Annotated in this window: 12 protein-coding genes; 8 read left to right on the forward strand and 4 right to left on the reverse strand. The window is 40.3% G+C overall.

Annotation, left to right across the window (positions count from 1 at the left end):
• Positions 1 to 263, forward strand: a 263-nt coding sequence (locus tag M2408_RS21615; RefSeq protein ID WP_259186550.1) for a hypothetical protein, incomplete at its 5' end; no start/stop codon positions are given.
• 593 nt (positions 264 to 856) lie between these two features.
• On the opposite strand, the gene M2408_RS21620 is transcribed toward M2408_RS21615, so the two are convergent.
• Positions 857 to 2,977 (reverse strand): hybrid sensor histidine kinase/response regulator, encoded by a 2,121-nt coding sequence (locus M2408_RS21620; protein ID WP_259186552.1) that lies wholly within the window; start codon positions 2,975 to 2,977, stop codon positions 857 to 859.
• A 258-nt stretch (positions 2,978 to 3,235) separates the two neighbouring features.
• Between M2408_RS21620 and M2408_RS21625 the strand changes: the two genes are divergently transcribed.
• The 3 genes from M2408_RS21625 (at position 3,236) to M2408_RS21635 (ending at position 10,692) form a co-directional block, all read left to right on the forward strand.
• Positions 3,236 to 5,248 (forward strand): beta-N-acetylhexosaminidase, encoded by a 2,013-nt coding sequence (locus M2408_RS21625; RefSeq protein ID WP_259186555.1) that lies wholly within the window; start codon positions 3,236 to 3,238, stop codon positions 5,246 to 5,248.
• 355 nt (positions 5,249 to 5,603) lie between these two features.
• Positions 5,604 to 8,909 (forward strand): TonB-dependent receptor, encoded by a 3,306-nt coding sequence (locus M2408_RS21630; protein ID WP_259186557.1) that lies wholly within the window; start codon positions 5,604 to 5,606, stop codon positions 8,907 to 8,909.
• 10 nt (positions 8,910 to 8,919) lie between these two features.
• Positions 8,920 to 10,692, forward strand: coding sequence for a RagB/SusD family nutrient uptake outer membrane protein (locus M2408_RS21635; RefSeq protein WP_259186558.1), 1,773 nt, complete (start codon positions 8,920 to 8,922; stop codon positions 10,690 to 10,692).
• 227 nt (positions 10,693 to 10,919) lie between these two features.
• Here M2408_RS21635 and M2408_RS21640 read toward each other — a convergent pair whose 3' ends face one another.
• From M2408_RS21640 to M2408_RS21650, 3 genes are all read right to left on the reverse strand, one after another.
• The gene (locus tag M2408_RS21640; RefSeq protein ID WP_259186559.1) at positions 10,920 to 13,259 is read right to left on the reverse strand and encodes a hypothetical protein; all 2,340 of its coding nucleotides are present in this window, start codon (positions 13,257 to 13,259) and stop codon (positions 10,920 to 10,922) included.
• 420 nt (positions 13,260 to 13,679) lie between these two features.
• Positions 13,680 to 13,958 (reverse strand): DUF4342 domain-containing protein, encoded by a 279-nt coding sequence (locus M2408_RS21645; RefSeq protein ID WP_259186560.1) that lies wholly within the window; start codon positions 13,956 to 13,958, stop codon positions 13,680 to 13,682.
• Positions 13,959 to 14,231: 273 nt separating this feature from the next.
• Entirely contained in the window at positions 14,232 to 16,466 is a 2,235-nt protein-coding gene (locus M2408_RS21650; protein WP_259186561.1) for a glycoside hydrolase family 2 protein, read from the reverse strand.
• Positions 16,467 to 16,771: 305 nt separating this feature from the next.
• Between M2408_RS21650 and M2408_RS21655 the strand changes: the two genes are divergently transcribed.
• The 4 genes from M2408_RS21655 to M2408_RS21670 all read left to right on the forward strand — a co-directional run bounded on the left by M2408_RS21655 (position 16,772) and on the right by M2408_RS21670 (position 25,104).
• Complete coding sequence (locus tag M2408_RS21655) at positions 16,772 to 20,032, forward strand: TonB-dependent receptor (protein WP_259186563.1); 3,261 nt, start codon at positions 16,772 to 16,774, stop codon at positions 20,030 to 20,032.
• Between the two features lie 12 nt (positions 20,033 to 20,044).
• A complete protein-coding gene (locus tag M2408_RS21660; RefSeq protein WP_259186565.1) occupies positions 20,045 to 21,778 on the forward strand; it encodes a RagB/SusD family nutrient uptake outer membrane protein in 1,734 nt (577 codons plus the stop codon).
• A 126-nt stretch (positions 21,779 to 21,904) separates the two neighbouring features.
• Complete coding sequence (locus M2408_RS21665) at positions 21,905 to 23,512, forward strand: beta-N-acetylhexosaminidase (RefSeq protein ID WP_259186566.1); 1,608 nt, start codon at positions 21,905 to 21,907, stop codon at positions 23,510 to 23,512.
• Between the two features lie 86 nt (positions 23,513 to 23,598).
• The gene (locus M2408_RS21670; RefSeq protein ID WP_259186568.1) at positions 23,599 to 25,104 is read left to right on the forward strand and encodes an alpha-L-fucosidase; all 1,506 of its coding nucleotides are present in this window, start codon (positions 23,599 to 23,601) and stop codon (positions 25,102 to 25,104) included.
• The last annotated feature ends 38 nt before the right edge of the window (positions 25,105 to 25,142 follow it).

Consider the following 25,142-nt stretch of genomic DNA (forward strand, 5'->3'; position numbering starts at 1 on the left):
GGTGGGAGAGTAGGTCGGTGCCTTTTTTTACACAGAAGCCCTTGCTGGAAACAGTCAAGGGCTTCTTGCGTTTACATACTTCCCAAAAGATTCCAGAGAGCAATGGAGCCGCAGTTATGGAGGAACTCTTATTTTACTACCTACAGGCGGAACTGTATTTTGTTCTTTGCCTGGTCAGGCCTGTTTGGTCGATTTCGGCTTATTGTAGTGGCTCAGTTTGTTCTCCTTCCATGGGGCGTTGTTGTTGTGAAGCGATGCCATAGTGGATCTTGTACTGTAAATATATCTGGTCAAGGAAACCAATCTGGTATTTGTGAGGACAATTCAGCTGGACAATGTGTCTATAGAGAACTGGATGTTTCAGGAAGTGCAGTATCCTCGAGCTGTCTAGCTTAAATTAACAAGGTCGTCGCTATAATGAAATGAATCCCAAAAGTTTTTGTCTAACTTTTGGGATTCATTATTTATAAGAAAACACATATTTGAGGAGAGACTAGCTATAGTTTACCAAGTGAGAAATGGGAAGCCAATCAAACAGATATTCCTCGAACATATGACGGGGTAAAAGCCATCAAAGATTTAAGTTCTGAACATGATATTGAAATGCTATTGGATTGTAAGCAGAAGGCCTGTTGAATATTCTATTACCATCCAAAGTGCCCGAATAATATCTTAAGAATTAACACCAACTAAGGTGTAATGAAGTGTTTCGGGATTATGAACAATTAGCACGAAAAAGGGGTCAGCAAATATTGCTGACCCCTTTGTTGTTTACCTTATGTTTACTTGATTGCGTGTCGATGTTAGCAGCCAATTGATATTGGACGTTAATGACAGTATAATCGAGCGATACAATCTATGATGTTAAAATCTGGACGAATGTTGCTAAATTAAAAGGCTTGACCATGATCCCGTCGAACTGATGGATCTGCCCCTGAGGACTATGTACGGATACCTGTGATTCATCCGATGTTAATGCGATTACTTTGTTGTTCGCTGAATGGATAGTGTTGTCCCCTTTAACTAAATTCAAAATATCCCAGCCGCTAGGGCCATTCATGTTAAGGTCAGTAATGACAATATCACTGGTATTATTTTGAAGATACTCCATAGCCTGTAGTGAATCCTGAAAAATCTGTACGTCTTTAAACTGTTGCAGGGCCTGCTTAACAAATAAATTATTGATAGGGTTATCATCGATAACGACAATACGTGAATTTAGCGGTAGATTGTCCTGTGTAACAACTTGCGTCAGGCTTTTCTTTTCATCAGCAATTGGAACGATTAACGTAAACGTCGAGCCTTTTCCTTGTTTACTTTGCACACTTAATGTTCCATTTAGTTGCTCCGCCATAAGCTTGGAAATATGTAATCCCAATCCAAAGCTATTTTTGGATCTGAGGTCAGTCATATAATATTGTTCAAAAATATGTTCCTGGTCTTTAGCTGAAATACCTTTTCCTGTGTCTGAAACCTCTACCTGTAAGGTTTTCTTTCCGTCAGGGTTGATGAATGCCTTAATCTCTACCTGCCCTTTGTCAGTATATTTAATGGCATTACTCAGGAGATTGGACACAATCTGACGCAAGCGATATGCTCCGCTCTTAATTAAGGTGTCTGGTTCTATGGCAATATTGCTGCTTAGCTTAAGCCCCTTTTTATCAGCCTGGCTTTGTTGCATTTTTATCAGATTGGCAAGTAAGTTGGCTGGTGAAAAATATTCTTCTTTAATTTCTAGCATGCCTGATTCTAATTTGCCAAGATTGAGTATATCTTCTACCGTATCATTGATCACATGGATATCCTGTGTGATGGAATCCAATAATGCGGGATTAACGCGATTGTTGGATGTGTTGTTCTTTAGGAGGTCAATGACGCTGACTAGCGAATTGACTGGTGTACGCACATCATGGCTCACATTGGCCAATATACTGGTTTTTTCTTTAGCTGTACGCAATGCATAATCCCGCGCTGCTGTGATTTTACGTTCGTAAATGAGGGTGTTATAATGATAGGACAGAATTAGGGTCACCATAATAATCATTAGGATGATTGAGGCAATAACTTGCTTCCCGAAAAAGGCAGAGTTTTCCTTATACAATTTGAAATCCTGTATCTCGGCCGCCCGTAAGGACTCATCTTCTTGTGTTTTTATCTTGAGCAGGGCGGTACTGATCGTACTAAAAAGTGCATAATTTGATTGTAGGAGTTGTCTTTCCTTATCTTGGAGCTCGACAAAAGAACGACGAATTTTGCTAAAATCTTGCTTATAGAACGTTTCATTCTGTTCAATTAATGTCTGTATCTGGCTGTGAATGGCCTTGATCTGATTGACATTAAATTGTTGTTCAAGTTTGTCGGCAACTAAAGTGTCATTTTTTGCTTTGAAAATCCGGGCGAAAAGTTTTTCTTTTTTTCTGACAATAGTATCCTTTTTTCTGACAGTTAAGGAAGTATCTCGTAATATTCTGCTAACAACGGAATCCGCATCTATCCGATTGGTTGTTGGACGTAATGTTCTACTGGTTTTAGTCAAAAGGGAAAGGGAGTCCTTTGCCAGGAAGATCATATTATCTACGGATTTCTTGATGCGTGCGAATTCATCAGAGAGATGTATGTTTTGTTCCAACGGCGTATTGGTTGAAAACGATATTCCTTTTTTGGAAGAAAGCGTAGAAAGAGAATCAATATAAAAACGAAGGCTATCTAAGTTTTTCGTATAGTTTGCTAAGTTTTCGGCACTGAAATCTACCGTATATGATCGGAATGCATTTCCTGCAGCATTATAGGATGCAAATAACTCATAAAATAAACTTGTCAATTGATTTTTGGAGCTATAGGCTTTATTTAGACGAGCTTCGGTTTTTTGATATTCAATATATTGATAGGTAAATATCGAACCGATATACACTAAAGAAAGAATCAGAAAAGCAATTAAAACTGTCCTGAAAATAAATATTTTTCTATTATTTTTCACGTTGTTACTCTTTCACCAATAAATTAATTATAGCCTCTTTGTTTAGTATGGAACTCAAATTTAATACTTAAAAATGAAAGCTGTTGTTTATAACTGTCAATTAATCGCTACTTTTTAAAAAACTTACACAATCGTTTGATTGAAAGGACAAGGCGGTAGTACAATTTTTATTTTCTATTTTACCGATGGAAACCTAAAAGAGTCAGATAGTTGACTCAAAATAATTCATTTCTAATAAAGGAACAAATTGTAAAACTGATGAAAAAACTGTTTATTTCAGCAATGTTGTCGTTAATTATCGGACAGGTAAGCTATGCGCAATCTATTGTAAATGTCATTCCAAAACCACAGGAAATCACTTATGGGGAAGGTTTATTCCAATTAGATAAACAAACGACCATAAGTTTTAAAAATTGTAGCGTTAAAGATGTGGACCTATTCGTTAGGCAATTGCGGCAAGCAAGCCATTATTCAATGATAGAAAAAAGGCAATCAAGCAATACGATTGAGTTTATTTTAGATAAAAAACTGGATCTTCCTAGTGATGAAGGGTATCAGTTGGATGTTTCTGCTAAAAAAGTGACGGTGAAAGCAAAGACAGCGCATGGTTTTTTCAATGCGTCACAATCGTTGCGCCAGCTTCTACCCGCTGCAATCGAGACAACTAATAGTACTGTTAATGAATCCACTTGGTCCATTCCTGCTGTTGCGATCAAAGATTATCCCCGATACCACTGGCGTGGGTATATGAAAGATGTAAGCCGCACATTCTATACGATAAATACTGTGAAGAAGTACCTGGATGCAATGGCTTTATATAAAATGAATACCTTTCATTGGCATTTGACGGATGATCAGGGATGGCGTATCGAAATAAAGAAATATCCCAAATTAACGGCCGAGAATGCGACTGTCTTCCATCGTACTGAAAAACAACCGGCTGAGCGTAGTGGTTTTTATACCCAAGAACAGATAAAGGAGGTGGTTCAGTATGCTAAAGAACGCAATATTACAATTGTTCCTGAAATTGACGTACCGGGGCACTCCTGGCCAACAATATTAGCCTATCCTGCCTTGGGGGTGAATAAGAATTCTTACCCCAATCATATTTTTCCTTTTGTGTCGTCCTGGAGTTATTGGGGTAACCAGTTTACACCAAATACGCTTGATCCAACAAAAGAGACAACCTATCAATTTTTGGATGATGTGTTTACCGAGATTGCCAGTCTATTTCCAGGAAGCTATATTCATTTCGGAGGGGATGAGGTCCGTCATGACTTATGGGAAAAGGAACCACATGTGCAGGATTTTATGAAGCAGCATCAGATTGCGGATGTCAAAGCATTGCAAAGTTATTTTGTACAACGTGTATCGGCTATCATAGTTCAGAAAGGCAAAAAACCTATTGGCTGGAACGATATTTTGGCTGATGCTAAGAATCTTCCCAAAAGTACAGCTATTATGAGCTGGCTTGGAGAGGAGGCGATTAAAGAGGCGACAAAAGATGGATTTAAGGCTGTGGCAACACCTGCCTCACATTTATATTTCGATATTACACAGGCGGATCGCAATGATGGTACAATGACTGACCTGGCCTATCCGCAGATTAATTCCCTAAAAAGGGTCTATGACTTTGATCCATCAAATGGATTGACGGCAGTGGAAGATCAATTGGTGCTGGGGGTGCAGGGTAATATGTGGTCGGCGATCGCCCAGGATATCAAAGATATGAATGTGCAGAATTTTCCACGGTTACTTGCTGTCGCTGAAATAGGTTGGGCATCTAAGTCAGAGAAAGATTATGCGGAGTTTTGCCGTAGACTGGATGCTAATCTTCCACGTCTGGATTCCATGCGGATTGATTACTATCATAATGGGGGGTATATTGCAGGTAGCTGGAAAAGTGATGACATTAAAGAGGAGTATAGTACATTAACCTTTGATGTGACCAAGAAGATTTATGACAATGGACGGGCACAAGCTGGTTTTTTCTTTGTAGATGGTAAGAATTTTCTGGAAATAGATGCTGTCCAATTGCTGCAGGATGGTCGTATTATTGATGAGGATGGACATCATGCGCTTGCGGACAAATTTAGAGGAACGAATAAGATTAAACCTTTTTATTACAATTTCACCGTGAGAGATTATAATCCGAATGCGAAGTACGAAATTAAGGCTCGTGTTAGGGGGGCTGGTGGAGTAGATTCAAAAGGTAATTTTACATTTAATCTGTCGCCAACTCTTCCTTTCAACAAAACGGAGAAAAGATAGTATATACAGTACATCTTTCGATTGAACAAAAGCAGCTGTCTCCGTAGCTGCTTTTGTTGTTAGAAAAACCCTCTAATTTCTAAATATCTGCTCTTTTTAGAGCGAACATCCCCTACTATGCCCGTTGTTTTATAAAAATAATGGGTTAATTATTCTAATAACCCATTTGTAAAACATAAAAAAACAACTTGGTTTTCAGTTTCTTTTGTTCAATTTCATTTTTATTTTCAGATTCTTTTATTTAATTTCCTATTAGAATCAACTATCTTTTGTAATTTTTTTACAAAAGATAAAATACCAATAAACCTTTTAGTAATTGTTTGTAAACTATTATCTAAACACCTCCATTTTAATTATGAAAAAGAATTATCTTTTTTACAGCAAAGCCAGACCTTTAAGTCTTTTAGGTCTAAGTCTTTTATGCTCGTCCCCTAATTTAATTGCGAGCAATTTGAAATCGAAATTAAGCTATTTTCATGTCGAACAGCAGCAAATTTCGGGTAATGTGAAGAATGAAAAAGGCGAACCGCTTGCGGGTGCTACAATTACCGTAAAAGGTAGCACGATCCAAGCGTCGACCGATGCCAATGGTAGCTTTTCTATCCGCGCCAAACAGGGCGATTTTCTGGTTATCAATTATCAAGGTTATGCGCGGCAAGAGGTCGCAGTAAGTAGCGGAACGATCGCTGTGACGATGATTGGCAATACCGAATCGTTAGAAGAGGTGGTTATCGTGGGGTATGGTAAACAGAAAAAGGGAAATCTAACCGGAGCTGTTGCAGCAGTAAACTCTGAACAACTGAAAAATATCTCGCCATCCAATCTGTCCAATACCTTGGCGGGAAGGGCTGCTGGGGTGAATGTGACCAATACCTCAGGGATGGCCGGAGCTTCCTCTTCCTTACGTATCCGTGGAGCTGCTGTCGAACCGCTTTATGTGATTGATGGTGTGGTGCGTGATAAAGCTGCTTTTGATGCCCTGGAAGCAAATGAAGTAGATCAGATGAGTTTCTTGAAAGATGCCGGAACTGCCGCTGTATATGGTACGAGAGCAGGTAATGGCGTTGTGCTAGTGACGACAAAAAAAGGGACTTCCCAGGCACCGGTGTTCAATGTGCAGAGTAATTATTCCTTCAGTGCACCAACACAGACGTTATTGGCCAATCTGACTACCGCGACGGATGAACTAATCTACCAGAATCGAGTTTCCCAATTCCGTTGGGAACAGGGAAAGAAAAGTGAACCGTGGGTGGCTCCAAATGGACAGCGTGAATTTGACTATTTTAAAGACAAAAATTATAATACCAATGATGTTATCTGGCGAAACCCTTTCAGCCATAGGCAGTCTATTGCTGTTAACGGCGGAGGCGACAAGATTACCTACTATGCCTTATTGAGCTATCGGAAAGAAAATGGATCTTATAAATCGCTAGATCACGAAAAGTTCAATCTCCGTAGTAATATTTCAGCGAAAATCAGTGACGCATTTAGTATGGATTTTAATATCTCGGCCAATCAGACGAACTCCAATAGGTTCTTCTGGCCATTTAGTACATCCGCCAGTGATGATGATTTTGATGTTTCGGATTTTTATAGGGTTACTTTCAACTGGCCTAAGATGTATCCCTTTTATCTGACCGCGGACGGAACGCCGAGCAATACCCCAACGGCTTATCCTGTACAGACACCGATGGGAAGCTGGCAGGCCTGGAATGTGATTGACCAGGTCATCGGCGATCGATACATTGATCGCAAAGTACGCCAGGTAAATCCGATCATGACCCTTAATTTAAAACTGGATAAACTGTTAGAGGGACTTTCTACAAAATTGGTGGGTAGTTACGTAGCAGAAGACTATATGCGCAAGCGTTATATGAGTTTCCAAAAGAATTATACATTTACTTCGCTGAATCCTAATGGGAACCGTTTCATACCAGCCCCACCATCGGAGGATAGGACAAATGTATTCACCTTTAGTCAGGCCCAGCCCTTTATGGACTATAATCCACAACGAAAATGGCAATACCAGGTGGACTGGTTCCTAAACTACAACCGCAAGTTTGGCAAACATACGGTGGATGGTCTGGTTGTTTATGAGCAGTTTAAATCGGGTAATACGAACATTACATCGCGGGCTGAAAATCCAATTATCCCATTGGATCAGATGTATATTTATCCGACAGACAGGAGCATGCGATCGACAGATGCCTTTGAATTAATGGATGCGCGACGCGGGGTGATCGGTCGGGCGAACTATAACTATGCGGATAAGTACATAGCCGAGTTTTCTTTCCGTTACGATGGCTCGCCTTTATTCCCAAATGATAAACGCTGGGGATTTTTCCCATCCATGTCCCTTGGTTGGCGGATATCAGATGAGAATTTCTTTTCGTCCATCAAAAATACGGTCAGTGATCTAAAACTACGTGCATCGTACGGAAGTTCGGGTAACTTTGTGGATGTGGAAGGCTATTCGATATTACCCTATTCGTATATGGAGAAATATAGCTCGATCATTACTTCGCGAACAGGAAGCAGAACACCGGTGCCGGGATATATTTTTGGCGATAGCTATTACACTGGGGTAACGTACCTCGATAATCCGACCACAAACCTTACCTGGACAAAATCCAAGAGTTATAACGTAGGGATAGACTTTGGTTTTGTCCACAATAAACTGACAGGTAGTTTAGATGGATTTATCCGGAAGGAAAGCGATATTCTCGGAACGAGGGGAATTAAGGTCCCGGATAATTATGGAAGAGGGCTGGCGCCGGAAAACTATGCGGCGCGAAGCTTTAGAGGGGGCGAGCTCTCACTCAACTGGAATGATAGGGTTGGTGAAGTTTCTTATGGTTTGAATGCGAATATGGGTTATGCAAAAGACCGATGGGATATTTTTGACGAGGAACCTTCCTACGCAGCAGGAGGACGGGAAAATTTTCGATCCAAGGTAGGGCGACCTGAAAATCGCATTATTGGTTTGGAAGCTTCGGGACTGGTCCGTACGCAGGCCGAAGCTGATGCACTGAAGGGAAAGGGCTTTAAGACTTATGGACGTGACCCTTATCCGGGCATGATTCTGTATAAAGATATCCGTGGACAAAATTATTCTGACCAGCCAGACGGCATTATCGATGACAATGATATGCAGTTACTTTCGGAGAATAATACACCGCGCATTAATTATGGATTTGGATTTAATGCCAGTTGGAAAGGTTTCTATGTATCTGCTTTATTTCAAGGCGTATTGGCTTATGATCGTGTGATCAGCAATCAGGAAGGAGCAGGAATGCGGCAACACGGGGATACGTTTAGACCCTATTATCCAATCTGGACTTCGGATGTCTGGACTCCGGATAATACGGATGCTAAATACCCACGTCCTGTAGGTTATAACTGGCAGGAATCTGGTGCCACCTCCTCAACATTCTGGATCCGAAATGGCGCTTATATGCGATTACGGGATTTAAATATTTCCTACACACTACCGCTGGCAATGATGGAAAAAATCAAAATGAAGAGTGTCAACGTATTCTTAAACGGAACCAATCTCTTTGTTTTTTCACCGATGAAGGAATTCCATGATCCAGAGCAAAAAATGTACGATTCCTATCCGGTGATGAAAACGTTTACATTGGGCCTTGATGTTAAATTTTAATTGATTTTTAATGATGAAAAAGATATTTTATCCGCTAGTTGCCTTGTTGCTGACAACGGCTTCTTGCAAGAATGTATTGGATATTGAGGATCTCAATTCGGTAAATGAAGACAAGGTGTGGAATGACCCCAATCTTGTCAATGCTTATCTGGCTAATTTATATACCTTATTTGGAAATTGGAACAGTGGGGCAGACAATAATTCGCAACAGCTTGCTGGAATTAATTTCCCTTTGAATGCAGTGACGGTCAATAACACGGCCTACAAGGCTTGGGACTATACCACCATGCGCAAGATCAATACTGCTATTCAAAAGGTGTCTGGAAGTACAGGATTAAATGATGCGACAAAGAAATCCATCCTAGGTCAGGCACTTTTTATGCGTGCCTATATGTATTTCAATATGGTCAAGCATCATGGTGGCGTACCCTACATCACAAAACCACAGGATCTGGAGGATGATGAATTGAAAGTTCTGCGAAACAGTACCAAAGAATGTTTTGACTTAATGGTAAAAGACCTGGATGAGGCGCTGACCTATTTGCCGATGACCATAGCGAAAGGTGCAGCGGATTATGGACGTATTGATGGTAATTTTGCCTTGGCCTTTAAAGCTAAAGTATTGTTGTATAAAGCATCACCACAATTTAATCCTTCCAATCCTTATGGAAATGCCTATTGGACAGAAGCGAATGCGGTGAATAAAAAGGCCTATGAGCAGCTAAAGGCACAGGGTTATAACTTGACCGCTGATTACTATAATATTGCATTGGTGGAGAAAGGTCCTGAGGTGGTCTTTGCTGTTATAAACTCGTATCCCAACAAAGTTGCCAACTGGGATAATGGGGTGCGGCCGGGCTCCGAAAGCCGGGGGACAGCTAGTGCTGTGCCAACCTGGGATTTTGTGAAAGAATTTCCAATGAAAGATGGTAAATTATATACAGATCCGACGGGTAAATACCATAAAACAGATGAGCAGTTCCTACAAAGTTATTGGGAGAACCGCGATCCACGTTTTGATAAATCCATTGTTTGGAACGGGAAGGTCTATGAGGTTTCGGGTAAAACGGGGAAAAGACAATATACCTCGCTGGGCATCGCGGATGCACTGGACAATTTTGGAGAAAATCCAAAAGCTGGAACAACTTCCTCAAATAGAGACCGGTATACAGGCTTTTTTATTTTGAAGAATTCAAAACTCTCTTTACGACAAACGCAGGTGGAGACCCAATATGATGTGGATTTTGTACTGATGCGCTATGCGGAAGTGCTATTGAATTATGCTGAAACAGCAAATGAAACAGGGGATTTGGCTACAGCAATGTCCCTTTTAAAACAGATTCGGATGCGTGCCGGTATCGAACCGGGAGGAGATAATAGCTATGGTATCATTGCGGGTAATAAATCCGATATGCGGGAGGCTCTATTGGCGGAAAGAAATATTGAGTTTTGCTTCGAAGGGCATCGCTTTTGGGACTTGCGTCGCTTACGTAAGCTTGCTGTCCTGAATAATAAAACCAAACAGGGAGTGGAAGCTATTGCGATCAATGCAAACGGAACCGATATGGATCTAAAGGCGGCAGCAGACTTGGCTAAAAATTATCAACTGAAAGAAAATCAGTTTAAGTACAATGTATTGCAGGTGCCTAGTACCGGAAATAAAATCAATCTGGTGCCAGATACATATTATTTCTTCCCGATTGCTCAATCTGTGATAGATAAGAACCCCAATATCAAGCAAAATAAAGACTGGGGTGGAGAATTCAATCCAACGTTGGAGTAGATATTCCTGTCAAAGAGATAGGGTCTATAGGACAGAAATTGTCATTTCTGTGAGATTGAAATTAGATAGAATTCTATGGCTCTATTGAAGTCCTTATAAGGAATGTAACAAAGGCTTGGCTTATTAAGTAAGTTTAATACCTTTCGGTTGTTTTTCATGGACTTTAAACTTTTTGTCACATACAGCATTTATCCAATTATTTTTATAAGGGCTGTATGTGACATCTTTTACTTAAAGATCTCTCTATAGTAAACCAGCTTACCAGATTCCGTGATACCTTGGATGGTTATACAAAAGCCCTTTGCTCGACTATTATTAAAAAAGGTGAAAAGTCCTGATGTATTTCCGGCTTCCATAGTTGCAAAGGCATTCCAATATAATGTTGATCGATAATCTTTGGGACTATTAAACTTCTTGGCTGTAGTTTCGTAGGTCACATTGGTATATTGTGTAATCGGCATGTACCCCATAAGGGTCTGCTTATCCACTGCCTTGCCAATCTCACGGTCGACTTCACCTACTGAGGACTGAAAAAGAAGAATGGCCGGCTGATTATCTGCCTGCGGTAAACTCGCATAATATTTTACCATTGGAAAGTTAGCCGCGTCTTCAAAGAGCCCATTACCATCAATATTGGATTCAAAATTAGTAAAGATCTGTTCTATTCCATTGATATAGATTTTGTAGTTTCTTTGCGGGTTATAACTTTTGAGTTGTTTCCGTATATAATCGCTAATATCATAAGACCGTTTAATCACATTGCTGTCAAGTGCTGGATATATTATTGCATCGGGCTTTATGTTGGTCGGAACATCTGCCATATAGAATCTTTTTTGAACGCGCTCTTGCTCTCTTTGCAATCGACTTCTGTGGACGACAACAGTTGCTAGCCTGCGCTGTCCCTTTGCGTCAACAGTGAAATTTGGAGCAAAGCTTTCGAGTTGGATTAAATCTGTCGTTTTATAATCTCTTTGTGGTAGGCTGTCAGCGATATAAACCGGACGTCGGAACTGCTGCGGATTCGCAAAAGTATAATGGACAGAAAACGGCTCAAATTTTAACCGACGGTAGATTTGGCTAAATTTGGTTTCTACGGAATCAAAAATGATTAAGTTGGGAATACTAAATCTGCCCAGAGAATCAAAACCAATTTCTTGGTATTTCATGCGTGATGAGCCAAAATCCTGATAACCGAAAGAAGCTCCTCGGTCAACGCCCTTGGATTTTTCCTCCTTCTTCAATAGGTTTCGGTAGCTTTCATAAAACTTAGCCCATCTGTCTTTTGGCATTATTATCTGGCCTTTTAAAACAAGTAATGTATCTTTATAGAATTGCTTATCGCTATAGCAGATTTCTCGGAGCCAGTTCACACTCTGAATATAACCGTCTCTATTCTTGCTTTTGTTCCAGTAAACTTGAGGTGCGATTAAATTGTCTGAGGCTAATGGTTTAAGGTATAGATCAGTCAATATACTTTCGTTGCTATCTATCGGAACATCAATATCCGTGACTGAAATTGATAATTTTGCAGACTCTTTTAATGGAAGCTGTAATTGGAGCCTATTCCCAGATTTTTCACCTTCACCGCGTTGTAAAGAAACCTCTGGCTTGAGCAGGATTTGTTCTTGTCCAATGATGGCTGTTCGCGAAGAAAGTAATTGATCTGAAGTATCGTTGACTTTAACTTGTAAAAGCCCATATTCCAAACTGTTATTCTGAAGCGGAATATTAATTTTTTTTCCCTTAATCAGGTGCACTTGTTCTTTGAAAAGAAAACGTTGTTGTAAGCTGGCTTCAATACGTACAGATTGTGAATCGATATTGGTCTGTAATTGGATGACGGTTTGATCATTCTCCGTTATCAGGCTAGCTTTACTGCCCAATTTCGCCGCTGGCAAGCTGTTTTTTCGAATGTTTCCATCCACAGCGGTCCATTCGATGAAATAGTTTGTAGCCAAATTCGGGGTAAAATAAATCATGGCAAGCCCTGCCCCGTCAGTCTGGAAATCACCTAAAAACTTACCCTGATCATCTGTCAGGCTACCTTTGGCCATGGACGGGATTCCATTGTTGTCCGTACATTTGATTGTAAGCTGATTCGAAATGTCACTTAATAATAAACCTCCTTCAGGATAAAGAAATAGATTGTAGTGCTTTTCTTTTTTAGAAAAATCAGATCGTTGGTCTGAAATAGGTTTTCCCAGTTGCAGTATGCCAATTTTCTTAAAATATGGGCGGCCTTGTGGACAATTCGGGTCATTTGTATAGGCATTGATAAATAACTCGTCTCCCTGATAAGTTGGTGGGATAACAAAATGACTTGCTGTAATACCTTGCGAAACCATTGCTACGGCCTGCTGGAATTCTTTACCCTGTCCATCTGCCCATTTGAGGTAGAGGTTAAATACATTTTTCGAAAGAAGACCTTCTTCCAAAATGTAACCTTTAAACCATACCGTATCGCCAGGAAAATAATAATCTCTGTCTGTATGCAGGTAAATACTGTTGCTTTGTGCGTAGCTGAAGTTTATTTGTATAAATAGAAGGAACAAGATAATATATCTCATGATCATAATTTATAAATGGTTTTCGCTTAGGGTTATTTTATAGCATTTACAATACTAAAAAGTTTTGTTCAGTTTAAGGTACGGAAATTAATTTTCTATTAAAAAATAAATATAAATCAATCGATTACATTGTTTTTGGTTAAAAATGGGGCAGAGAAAATGAGTGACGACTTAACAATAGGATGTGTGACGTGAAACTGAGAAAAAATGTTAAATATATTGTATAGAATGACTCTAGGACATCGTCATCGCGTATATCAAAAAAATCAAGACTCAGACAAAATAGGGGTTGTGGCAGATAATTTAATCCAAGGTTGGAATAATGTATTTTCCGATCTTTAAGTAAGATATTGATAAAAATAGAATGGGATGCCCATTGATGGGCAACCCGTTTATGTTAAGTTATGTCAAGGACAGCGTTTATTTTAGCTCGATCATTTTTTGTTTTTCTTCCTCCTGTTTATCCTCTTGTAAGATGGCCAACTGCAGGCTGCAAATCAAAGTAAGGATAATAAGGACTACAAAAGCTACCGGAAAGATAATTCCAATGATCACCGCCAGTAGTAATGATATGTTGAGGTATTCCTGTCCAGTTTTGGAAGAAACCTTTAAGCGTGAGCTTTTAAATGAATCAAAAAGGTCTTGAAAAGCTTTTGTGATTGTTTTGCTGTTAATGCTGAATGTTGTTTTAGTTGCCATGATGTTTATTTTTTAATGTTTTTATTTCTTATTTGATATCTCAAAGGTAGGGGAGATTCGCTGAAGGGGGGAGAGTCATTAGGCTAATCAGGAGTGAATCTCGGTAAACGGTTGGCTTATGTCGGTTAATGACCATCTGGTAATTTTTTTCTTAAAAGCTGGTTAGATGTGGATTCAGAATGATGATAGGGTAAGTCCGAAATCACTTTTACATAAAAAAGCCACACTAATGCAAGGACTAGTGCGGCTTTTTCATTCTATTTAATTTTGGTATTAGAGACCTACGTGTTCAGTTTTTGATTTGGTTGGTCCTGATGCATTTTGCTTATAAGATGGATCGTAATTCCAATGAATACTATCTGTCAATATCTTTCCGTCTTTTTGTATGATCTTAGCTTCGATCGTGTTCGCCCCCTTCGTAAGTTTGACGTTATCAAAAATGTAATGCACATCTGTTTGCCCTTTTCTAACGCCTTTGATAACAGTTCCGTTAACAGTTAAGGTTGGTTCGCCTCTATTGGAATAAATAGTTACCGGGGTAATTTCATTTCCGCGATTGATCATACGGCGTTGGGTGACATACAATACTGGTTCTTTGCTCCAATTTGCTTTATACCAGTAGAAGCCATCTTTTTTCAATTTTCTATCAAAAGAAACCAATCCTTTATAATTTCTCGGATTAACGTTCAGTGCGGTAATCGGTGTGGCGAAATCAAAAGTATTCCACACGTATGACCCTAGGAAAATAGGGCTTTTGGAGATTACGCCCCAATGGACTTCATGGAATTTTGTCGCATATTCTTCTGGGAAAAATGATGGATTGCTCCATTGGTTGCCGAAATTGCCTACCTCTTCCGCCTGATCCTCAGGAACTGCTTCGGCACCGTATTCAGAAAAGATAATCTTGTAGTCTTTAAACTCTTTACTTATACGTTGTGCCCATGTGGCTACATCGTCATCTTTATCAGATTTGTCCTCCAATTCACCATTATACCAACCGAAATAATGGTTGATTCCCTGTACATCTGCATTGTTGTTAACCGGATGATCAATTACATTGTATCCGCTTACGGAGACGGTGTAACGATCTGGGTCTTCGGATTTAGCGAGATCATTTAGTTTAGTTGTAAGTTCTACTGTGTAGGCGGACGGCGAGTAAACTTCGTTATGCATCCCCCAGATATAGATAGAAGGGTGATTGAAATTTTGTCGAATTAATTCTTTCAACTGTTGTTGGGCGTTGTTGTCTTCCAACGTTGTCACGCGATTCACAAATGGGATTTCGGCCCAGATCACAAGCCCGATACTATCGCATTTGGAATAGAAATATGCTGACTGTTGATAGTGTGCCAGACGGATAGAAGTAGCTCCCATTTCTTTGATAATAGATAGATCTTCGTCGTGGTCGGCGTTGCTCAAGGCTGAGCCTTTGCCCCAACGATCCTGATGTCGACATACACCATATAGAGGATACTTGATGTCATTCAAAAAGAAACCTTGGCCAGTGCGTAGTTCAAATTTGCGTATCCCTAAGGGTGCCATTACCTCGTCAATGACCTGACCATCTTTTTTGATCTGTGTCACAACCTTGTAAAGGTAGGGATCGTCCAGTCCTTGCCATAAATGCGGGTTTTTGACCACAATTAGTTGTGATAAGACCTGACGGCCCTGAGGTGGCAACGTATAAGCTGTTTGTTGTTTTGCTTTTATGGTGCCATCCTTTTCAAAGATGGTCGTTAATAATTCGATCGGTTGTGTTTTTCCGGATTTGTTGTCGATTTTTATTTTTAACGCTATATCTGCAGCCTTTTTTGAAACATTTTGTTGCGTGATATAGACACCTTGGGAAGCAAAGTCATTCACAGCAACATGAATGTCATCGGTGATAATAAGTTCAACAGGACGATAAATACCACCGTACATCGGGAATAGCGTGTGGTTGACCGGGATAACCTGTGGACTGGCTTCATTATTGACCTTGACCAGTAGCTCGTTTTCTACTCCCAATTGTACCATATTGGTTAATTCGAAGACAAAAGCGGAATAGCCGCCCTGATGTCGACCAACAAAACTGTAGTTGCCATTTCGTTGGGAATTATCGTAACTAACTTCATTTTTTCCTGTTTTGGCAGGGAGGGGTTTATTATTTAAGTAAACTTCGGTATTCGTATTTACTCCTTCAAATCGGATGAAAACACGCTTACCTTTCCAGTCTGATCCGGGGACAAATGATTTGCGGTAATAAGCATCACCGGTATAAAAACGTTCGTTTTTTCCAAGGCTGCCCGGCTTGATCTCTGCTGTCTGCATGTCGGTAGCATTCCAGGTATGTGGTAGGGTAACCAATTGCCACTTTCCATCAAATGTCTGGTTATAGTCTAATGCTGAGGTGGAAAATGGACCTTTTTTAAACGACCAGTTCGCATTGAACGGAATGACTGTTCTGGCTTGCAGATTCAGCATCGTTATCCCAATAAAGAAGAGCGTATAAAAAATCCTTTTAATCATATGGTTTTTAACTTAGGGTATTTGTTTCGTTTTCAAATATAACCAACAAAAAGACAATGCCTAATTAGCTTCTTTTTCGAAAAACAGTAAAATGAAAATAAATTTATTTTATGTAATTTATTTTTCAATTAACGTCTTATTTATTTCTTTATTATCCTGTTTGTAGGTTGTACACTACAACGTTTTCGAGAATAGCGCAAACGATTGTGTGGCTTTGGTCTTGGGTAATAACTTAATAATTTCTTTACAATTGCATTAGATATAAGACCAAATTACCAACACTAACAAACCTTAGAAAACATAATATGAATAGATCTCACTACGGACACCAATTTAGAAAAACGAGATTATATTGCCATCTCGCTTTCCTGACGCCGATGGTCGCATTTTCATTAATGGGCACTGCGCAGGCTAAAAATCCCCATCTATCAACAGTAAAAAATGGCACTTCAATGTCTGCTTTTCAGCAGAAAATCAATGGTACAGTTGTTGATGAAAATGGAAAACCTATCGCGGGGGTGACGGTCTCTGAGAAAGGGACTGCACATTCAACATCAACGGATAGTCAAGGGAAATTCTCCTTAGCTGTGTCCTCCTCGAATGCAGTGCTACTTTTTAATTCTGTTGGTTATGTTTCTAAAGAGGCAGCTGCGAATCAATCATCCCAGGTGACCCTCGCCAAATCGGAAGATATACTGGAGGAGGTCGTGGTGGTCGCCTATGGAACCCAGAAGAAAACGAATATGACCAGCGCCGTGACACAGGTAGACACCAAGGTTTTACAAAACCGTCCAGCACCGACAGTAGCAAATATGCTTCAAGGGGCGGCTCCCGGCTTAGTCGTTACCAGGCAATCGGGTAAACCAGGGGGACAGGGCCTAACGATTCAGTTGCGGGGAGCTTCTTCCGCTACGGATAACGTTCCGCCTTTGTATGTAATCGATGGTGTGATCAGTTCTCCCTCAACATTTGAAGGGTTAAATCCGAATGATATTGAAAATATCAGTGTACTAAAAGATGGTGGAGCGACAGCGATTTACGGCTCTCAATCTGCAGGCGGTGTTATTCTGATCCAGACCAAAAGAGGAAAAACTGGTCCTGGCCGTATTACTGTGATGAGCAATATGGGTATCCAGATGCCTTCTAATATGCCCGACCGTCTTTCTTTGGTTGAGGAGATGAAATATATGAATCTGGGACGGGCAAATGCCGGTTTAGCACCAGAGTATAATGATGAGGATCTAAACTATGCGGTTAACGGTCCAACATTCGTTTTGGGTGCGAACGGACAATGGCGTACCTATAATCAAAAGAATCTAATTGATGAGGTTGCTAAGAAGTCCTATAATCTGTACAACAACAATATCCAATTTTCGGGTGGTAGTGAGAAAATTACCTACATGGCCTCACTTGGTAATATGAGCCAGGCGGGTATGTTCAAAGTAGGCGAAGATCATTTTACACGCTGGAATGCCCGTGCAAACATCTCAGCTCAGGTAAATAAGTATTTAAAATTGGATATTGGGTCTGCCTATATCAATCAGGCAACCGATAATCCACAGGATGGTGGCTATGGTATTGATGGTGGTGGAAATGGAATATTGCGTCAGTTTTACTCTTCACGTATGCGTTTTCCGCTTTATAACGAAGATGGTACTTACTATCGGAGCGGTACTTCGTCCGCTATCGGTTACGCTTTAATGAAAGATGGCGGATTTAACCGGGACAGAAAAGATACCTATTTCAATAACGTAACAGCGACGCTGAGTAATTTTGTAAAGGGGTTGAATGTCAAATTGATGTATAGCCGCGAGAATACAAATCAACAGAACCGCAATTTTAGAAGGACTGTAACCTATTATTCTGGTCCGGATCCCAAAACGGCAAGTCAATTGAATAATCCGAATAACTATGCCATCACGGACTATAAAACATTATCGTTAAATTATCAGGCAATTGCGGATTATGATTTCAAGCTAGCAGAGAAACATAATTTTCATCTTATGGGTGGTTATCAGTTTCAGTCTTATGATTTTGGACAGATCACCGCAAGTGCAAAGAACTTGTATGTCAATGATAATCCAAGTTTAAATTTCACCTCTGATCCCTTGAATAAATCACACGAACAGCGCGCTGAACGTGGGAAAATGCAAGCATATTTTGGACGGTTTAACTATAACTATGATGAAAAATATCTTTTTGAGGCGACGGTTAGAAGCGATGAAAGTTCACGTTTATTTCCAGGTGTCCGTGTGAAGGTATTTCCATCCTTCTCTGCTGGCTGGAATATGAGCCGCGAAGCGTGGTTTGAATCAATTGCAGATGTCGTGAGTGAATTGAAGCCACGTGTATCATGGGGTAAAGTGGGCTCACAGGTTGGGATCCAATATTATGATTTTCTGGCGCAATTAAAGATCGGCCCTAATACGGATCCAGGAAGAACTGGGGTTGTTTTAGGTGATATTAAACAATCCTATATTTATCAGGATATGCTTCCGGCTTTGGGGATTAGTTGGGAAACCGTTGAAACACAGAATTTTGGATTGGATTTTAGTTTCTTAAAGCGTAAACTTAAGGGATCTTTTGACTACTACAACAAATATAATAACAATATGTTGGTGGCGGTTGACCTGCCCGAAACGCTGGGTATAAAGATCCCGCGGTCAAACGATGGAAAGCTAAAAACCTGGGGTTGGGAATTCAACTTGGGGTATAGCGATAAGGTCGGTGAGGACTTCTCCTATAATGTAAATTTCAACCTCGCGGACAATCAGAATCGGTTGGTAAGATATGGTGGAGCCGGTAATATCATCAGATCTGGCGTTAATCCACGGGTTGAGGGCTATGCACTGAATTCAATCTGGGGTTACCAGGCGGATGGTTATTTCCAAACCGAAGCGGATCTTGCACAAGCACCGAGTTATAAAGAGCTCTTGAACAAAACAGGAGTTCCCGGGTTGGGGGATGTCAGATATGTGGATGTCAATGGTGATGGGAAAATAAGCCCAGGTGGGGGTCAACTGGGAGATTCCGGTGATTTAGTTTATTTGGGGGATATCAACCCAAGATATCAGTATGGCTTTAATATCAATTTGAGCTATAAAAACTTTGATTTGGGTATGTTTATTCAGGGAATTGCCAAACGCAAATTTAAACCTAGCAATGAGCTGATCCAACCTTTACTGGCTTCTTGGTATATGCCTATGTCTTTCCAGACCGACTATTGGACACCGGAGAATACCAATGCGGCTTTCCCAAGACCTTATCTTGAGGGGACGCAGAATTTCCAGGAGTCAAGCAAATGGTATCTGAGCGGTGCTTATGCCCGCTTGAAAAACGTTCAGATCGGCTATACATTGACAAAGGATCAGATGAAGAGACTACCGTTTGAACGAATTAGATTTTATGCTTCAGGAGAGGATTTGTTGACATTATCCAAAATGGGGGTATTCAAAGGTGTCGTTGACCCTGAAATGAAACCAACGAGAGAGGGTTCAACGACGGAGATCGCTTCCCCTTATCCATTTGCTCGGACAATATCGTTTGGAATAAACCTTGATTTTTAAGAATTGATTACCATGAAAAGAAAATTTATATATATACTGCTCGCTTCACTTACACTTGGCTCAGTGCAATCGTGTAAAATTGATGAATTGCCAGAAACGACCGTACCGGATGTCGGTTTTTGGAATACAGTCGCTGATTTACGCTTGGCGGCAAATTATTTCTATACAACATTACCGGGGCTGACACAAAGGGAGGTAAATATGGACAACTGGTCGACTTTTGCCTATCCCAATGACAAAGGTGATCCAATTTCGGACGGCTCCCGTGTAAAACCGGCAACAAGTGATGACTACGACTACTCCAATATTTTTCAGGCAAATAAATTGATTGAAAAGTCCAAAGAAGTATTGGCAAAAGGAGGGGATCCTAAACAGGTGAATTGGTATGTCGGTGAGGCTCATTTTTTTAGAGCCTGGTATTATTTTGAGATGTTCAAGCGCTTTGGCGGCGTTCCATTGATTACTAAAACCATGTTGGTGGATGACCCTGATGTTTATTTGCCAAGAGCCTCGAGAGAGGAAGTACTGCAATTAATTTTTGACGATCTGGATTATGCGATCGAGGCGCTACGTACTGCTGATGAGATTAACACCGCAAAAGAGTATGGTCGTGTTTCGAAAACGGCAGCGTTGGCTTTTAAATCGCGGGTGGCATTATTTGAAGGAACACGGGAAGAGTTTCATGTATATGGCGAGCCTAGGAAACATCTTTTAATGGCAAAAGAAGCGGCAGAAGCTGTGATGAGTTCTAATATGCATGCTTTGTTTTCTCAGCCGGTCACAACAAATGGCCAAATCACAAACAATGCCTATTTCAACTTATTCCAATTGGCTGGGGAAGGCCGGGCAAATAGAGAAAATATTTTGGTCAGGGGTTATGGTATCAGTCAGGATAACAGTATCGTTTCTACACCTGTGCAACGCTATTATGAAGGGAATTCAATTGTACCCACCCAAAATTTTGTTGATAATTATGTGATGGCAGATGGACTTCCGACGACTAAGTCACCCTTGTATCAAGAACCCGATAAGACGATGACACATGCGGAATATTTTGGGAAACGCGATCCGCGGATGACTTTTACGTTGTTTAAAAGAGGAGATGAATATATTTCAGGTGGTAACTATACGATTCCTAACCCTAGTAGACAACGAAGCGGGTTTGGAATCCGTAAGTATGCCAACGAACAGTTCTGGGCAAGACAGGCTTCCTTTATCGATAAACCTGTTTTGCGCTATGCGGAAGTATTGTTGAATTACGCAGAGGCGGTCTATGAATTAGATAAAACTATTTTAGATGTGGATTTAGATCGGACTATTAATTTACTGCGTGAGCGTTTGCCACAGGTGAATATCGGTACAGCTGCTGCTCCTAATTTTGTTTCTATGGGCAAATTAACTAATGCTTTGGTCGCAAGTAATGGCTTAAATATGCGAGAAGAAATACGCCGTGAGCGAAATGTGGAATTGGCTTTTGAAGGATTCGCCTATTGGGATTTAATCCGCTGGAAAACAGCGGAAGTGGAAATGCCAAAAACTTTGTTGGGAAGTTATCTATTTACGGAATATCTGACTGATAAAGACCAAAAATGGGATGCAAAGACTCGGGTAAATGATAAAAATTATATTATTTTACAGGATGCTTCTTTAAGAAGATTTGAGACTCCAAGAGATTATTTGTGGCCAATTCCGACTTCGGAGATAGCTAAAAATCCTAAAATTACACAGAATCCCAAGTGGGATTAAGAATGAGGAAGATATCTTCGGGTATCTTCCTTTTTTTGTTTTCCGCGGATGATTAAATTTGACGAACAGTATTTACGATGACGATATGTTGGAATATTGTTTTGAAACTCACTAAACCAAATTTTGATGAACTTAAATAGCATCTTTCTTTTCTGCTTCTCTTTTTTTGTCATACAACATGTTCAGGGGCAAGTTGACATTATTCCAAAGCCGCTTTATGCGAAAGTCTCGGATAAACAGGTTGTAGTAAAGAACACACTTCTTGTTTTTGCTGATCCGGCATTCGGGACAGGAAGACAGTACTTTCAAAGACTTGTATTAGCCAAATATGGCCTGACCAGTTATGCTACAGATCAGCGAGATGCTGCGAATATCTGTTTGATAAGAGATGATAAATTGGATGAAGAGGCTTACAAGCTATCAATTACGGGGGCATCTATAAAAATTTATGCTTCTGCTCAGGCGGGCATTCTCAACGCTATATCGAGTGTTGACCAACTGTTTTCAGTTGCGGAGCGCAAAGATAATCAGATTCGATTAAACACAATAGAGGTCGAAGACAAACCTCAATTTGTCTGGCGAGGGTTTATGCTAGATGAATCGCGCCATTTTTTTGGTAAGGAGAAAGTGAAATCTTTACTGGATTGGATGGCTTTTTACAAGTTGAATAAATTCCATTGGCATTTGACAGATGAACCGGCTTGGCGCTTAAGTATACAAAAATACCCCTGGTTAACCCAAGTTGGAGGAATAGGCAATTATCTCAATCCTTACGCTCCGGTACAGTATTATAGTCAAGCTGATATTAGTGAGATCATTACCTACGCTGCTGAGCGAAATATTGAGGTCATTCCTGAAATTGATATGCCGGGACATGCTACAGCCGCAAACCGGGCTTATCCTTTCCTCTCTGGCGGGGGCAACGAAAAACATCCTGATTTTACTTTCCATCCTGCTAAAAATACAACATATACATTTTTGACTGATGTTTTGCGTGAAGTGAAAACACTGTTTCCCTCTGTCTATATTCATTTAGGAGGAGATGAGGTCGCTTTCGGCAGCGATGCCTGGGATAATGATGCCAAAGTTCAGGAATTGAAAAAGACAGTAGGTCTAAAGTCCAACAAAGAAGTTGAAGAGTATTTTATTCGTCGTATGGCTGATTCTGTGGCTGGGATAAACGGAAAGATTATTGTTTGGGATGAAATGGTGGATGCCAAACTGGCTAAGGATCAGACGGTCATGATGTGGTGGCGTCATGATAAACCAGAACAGCTAAACAAGATCTTGGATAAAGGCTATCAAGTTATCCTAACTCCTAGGTTGCCCATGTATTTTGACTTTGTACAACAAGAGAATCATAAGTATGGTCGCAAATGGGGGAAAGACTTCAATCCTTTGCAGGATGTGTACAATTTTGCTGGAAATCAATTGGATAGTTTGGGGAAAAGAAAAAAACAGGTCTTGGGTATTCAGGCTAATCTTTGGACTGAGACGGTGACCAATGTCAATCGTTTAGATTATCTTGTGTTCCCTAGAATAGCCGCATTAGCGGAGGCAGCATGGGTACCTGGAATAGGGCGTGATTTTGATGAATTTACAAAAAAGTTAAAAAAGCATTTGCCCTTATACCGCGATCAGGGACTTTATTATTTTGATCCATTTAAGGACAGTAATCCAGAGCCTGCGGTTATCAAGAAATCGCAAAAACAATATATAGATAATCCAAAGTAATAATCGGATGGACAACATATATCGGCTCAATAAACACAGATTTATTTGTCGTTGGGAGTAATCAATTTCAAAGAAATAATGATAAGATGAAATATAATAAATTAATCACAACATTGATTCTCGGCAGTATATTGCTGGGGGTAAAAACTACTTCGGCACAATGGACAGGTCCTCGCAAGAAAGTCGAAAACAAAGTAGAGGTGAAATATGGCCCTCTGACACCTGCACATCGGACAGATGAGGCGATGGAACGGTTCCGAAACTATGGATTAGGACAATTTATCCATTGGGGCTTGTATGCAATTCCTGGTAATGAATGGGAAGGGGTCAGTGCTCGAAAAGGAGCCGCGGCATCCGAATGGATACGTACCTGGAGTGGGCCAACAGCACCGAAGGATTGGAAGAATACTTATGATAATCTCTACAGAAAGTTCAATCCTACAGGTTTTGACGCAAAAAGCTGGGCTAAACAGGCAAAAGAAATGGGGGCAAAGTATCTTATTTTTACCACAAAACATCACGATGGATTTGCCTTGTGGCCTTCTAAATATACAGACTATACCGTGAAGAAGAGCCCTTATAAAAAAGATATTGTCAAGCAGGTCGTAGACGCTTATACAGAGGAAGGAATAGATGTATTTTTGTATTTTTCAATTCTAGAATGGAATAATTCAAACTATATGGGGAAAGCTCCCTCTACTCCTGAAGAAAAGGCTAAATTCAATAAGTTTTTGGAATACACGCGTAATCAGTTGCTAGAACTTCTGGAAAACTACCCGCAAATAAAAGGTTTTTGGTTTGATGGTACTTGGGATCAATCTTGGATCCAAGCGTATGATTTTACGTATAAATTAGAAAAAGAGCTGCGTGAAAAGCATCCCGGATTGATTATCGGAAGCCGATTTAGAAATGATGAATTTGAAAAGCGGCATTTTGACTCCAACGGCGAGATGCTAGGTGACTATGAACAAGGTTGGGAACGAAAAATGCCGAAGGAGTTTGAATGGTTGGAAGGACGTGACTGGGATTGTGTCATGACGATTCCACCGAATGGTTGGGGCTATATGAAAGACTGGTCTGGGATTTATACCAAGACCTCAGATGATCTCATCGATATGTTGATGAATTGCGTTTCCATGAATGGCAATTTCGTGCTAAACTTTGGCCCTGACGGGAATGGTCATATGCATCCTGGAGAGGATAAGCTCGCCAAGGAGATCGGAGACTGGATCAAGATAAATGGTGAAGCGGTATATGGTGTCAGACATGCTGGTCTTGCTCCATCCAAATTGGGTTACTTTACAAAAAAAGAAGATAATCTTTACCTTACGGTCTTTAATCGTCCAGTCAATAATATTGTTCGTATCGCTGTTCCTAAGGGTGCCGCTGAAGTTCCGGTTACGGCCACTATACTCCAAAATGGACAATCTTTAGAATTACGCCATACGGATATTGGTCTAGACTTAGACAAAAATACATATTACGATATTCGGCTTCCCAATTCGTTTAACTCAAATAAAGCTTTTGTGATCAAGATGAAATTAGGAAAACCAAAGTCGCAAAGTGAAAAGCTGATGGATGCTAAAATGTAGCTAACTACAATATTTTAATTCAAAAAAGCTGAACTTAA

Source organism: Sphingobacterium sp. BIGb0165 (genome assembly GCF_024810095.1).
Classification (GTDB): Bacteria; Bacteroidota; Bacteroidia; order Sphingobacteriales; family Sphingobacteriaceae; genus Sphingobacterium; species Sphingobacterium detergens.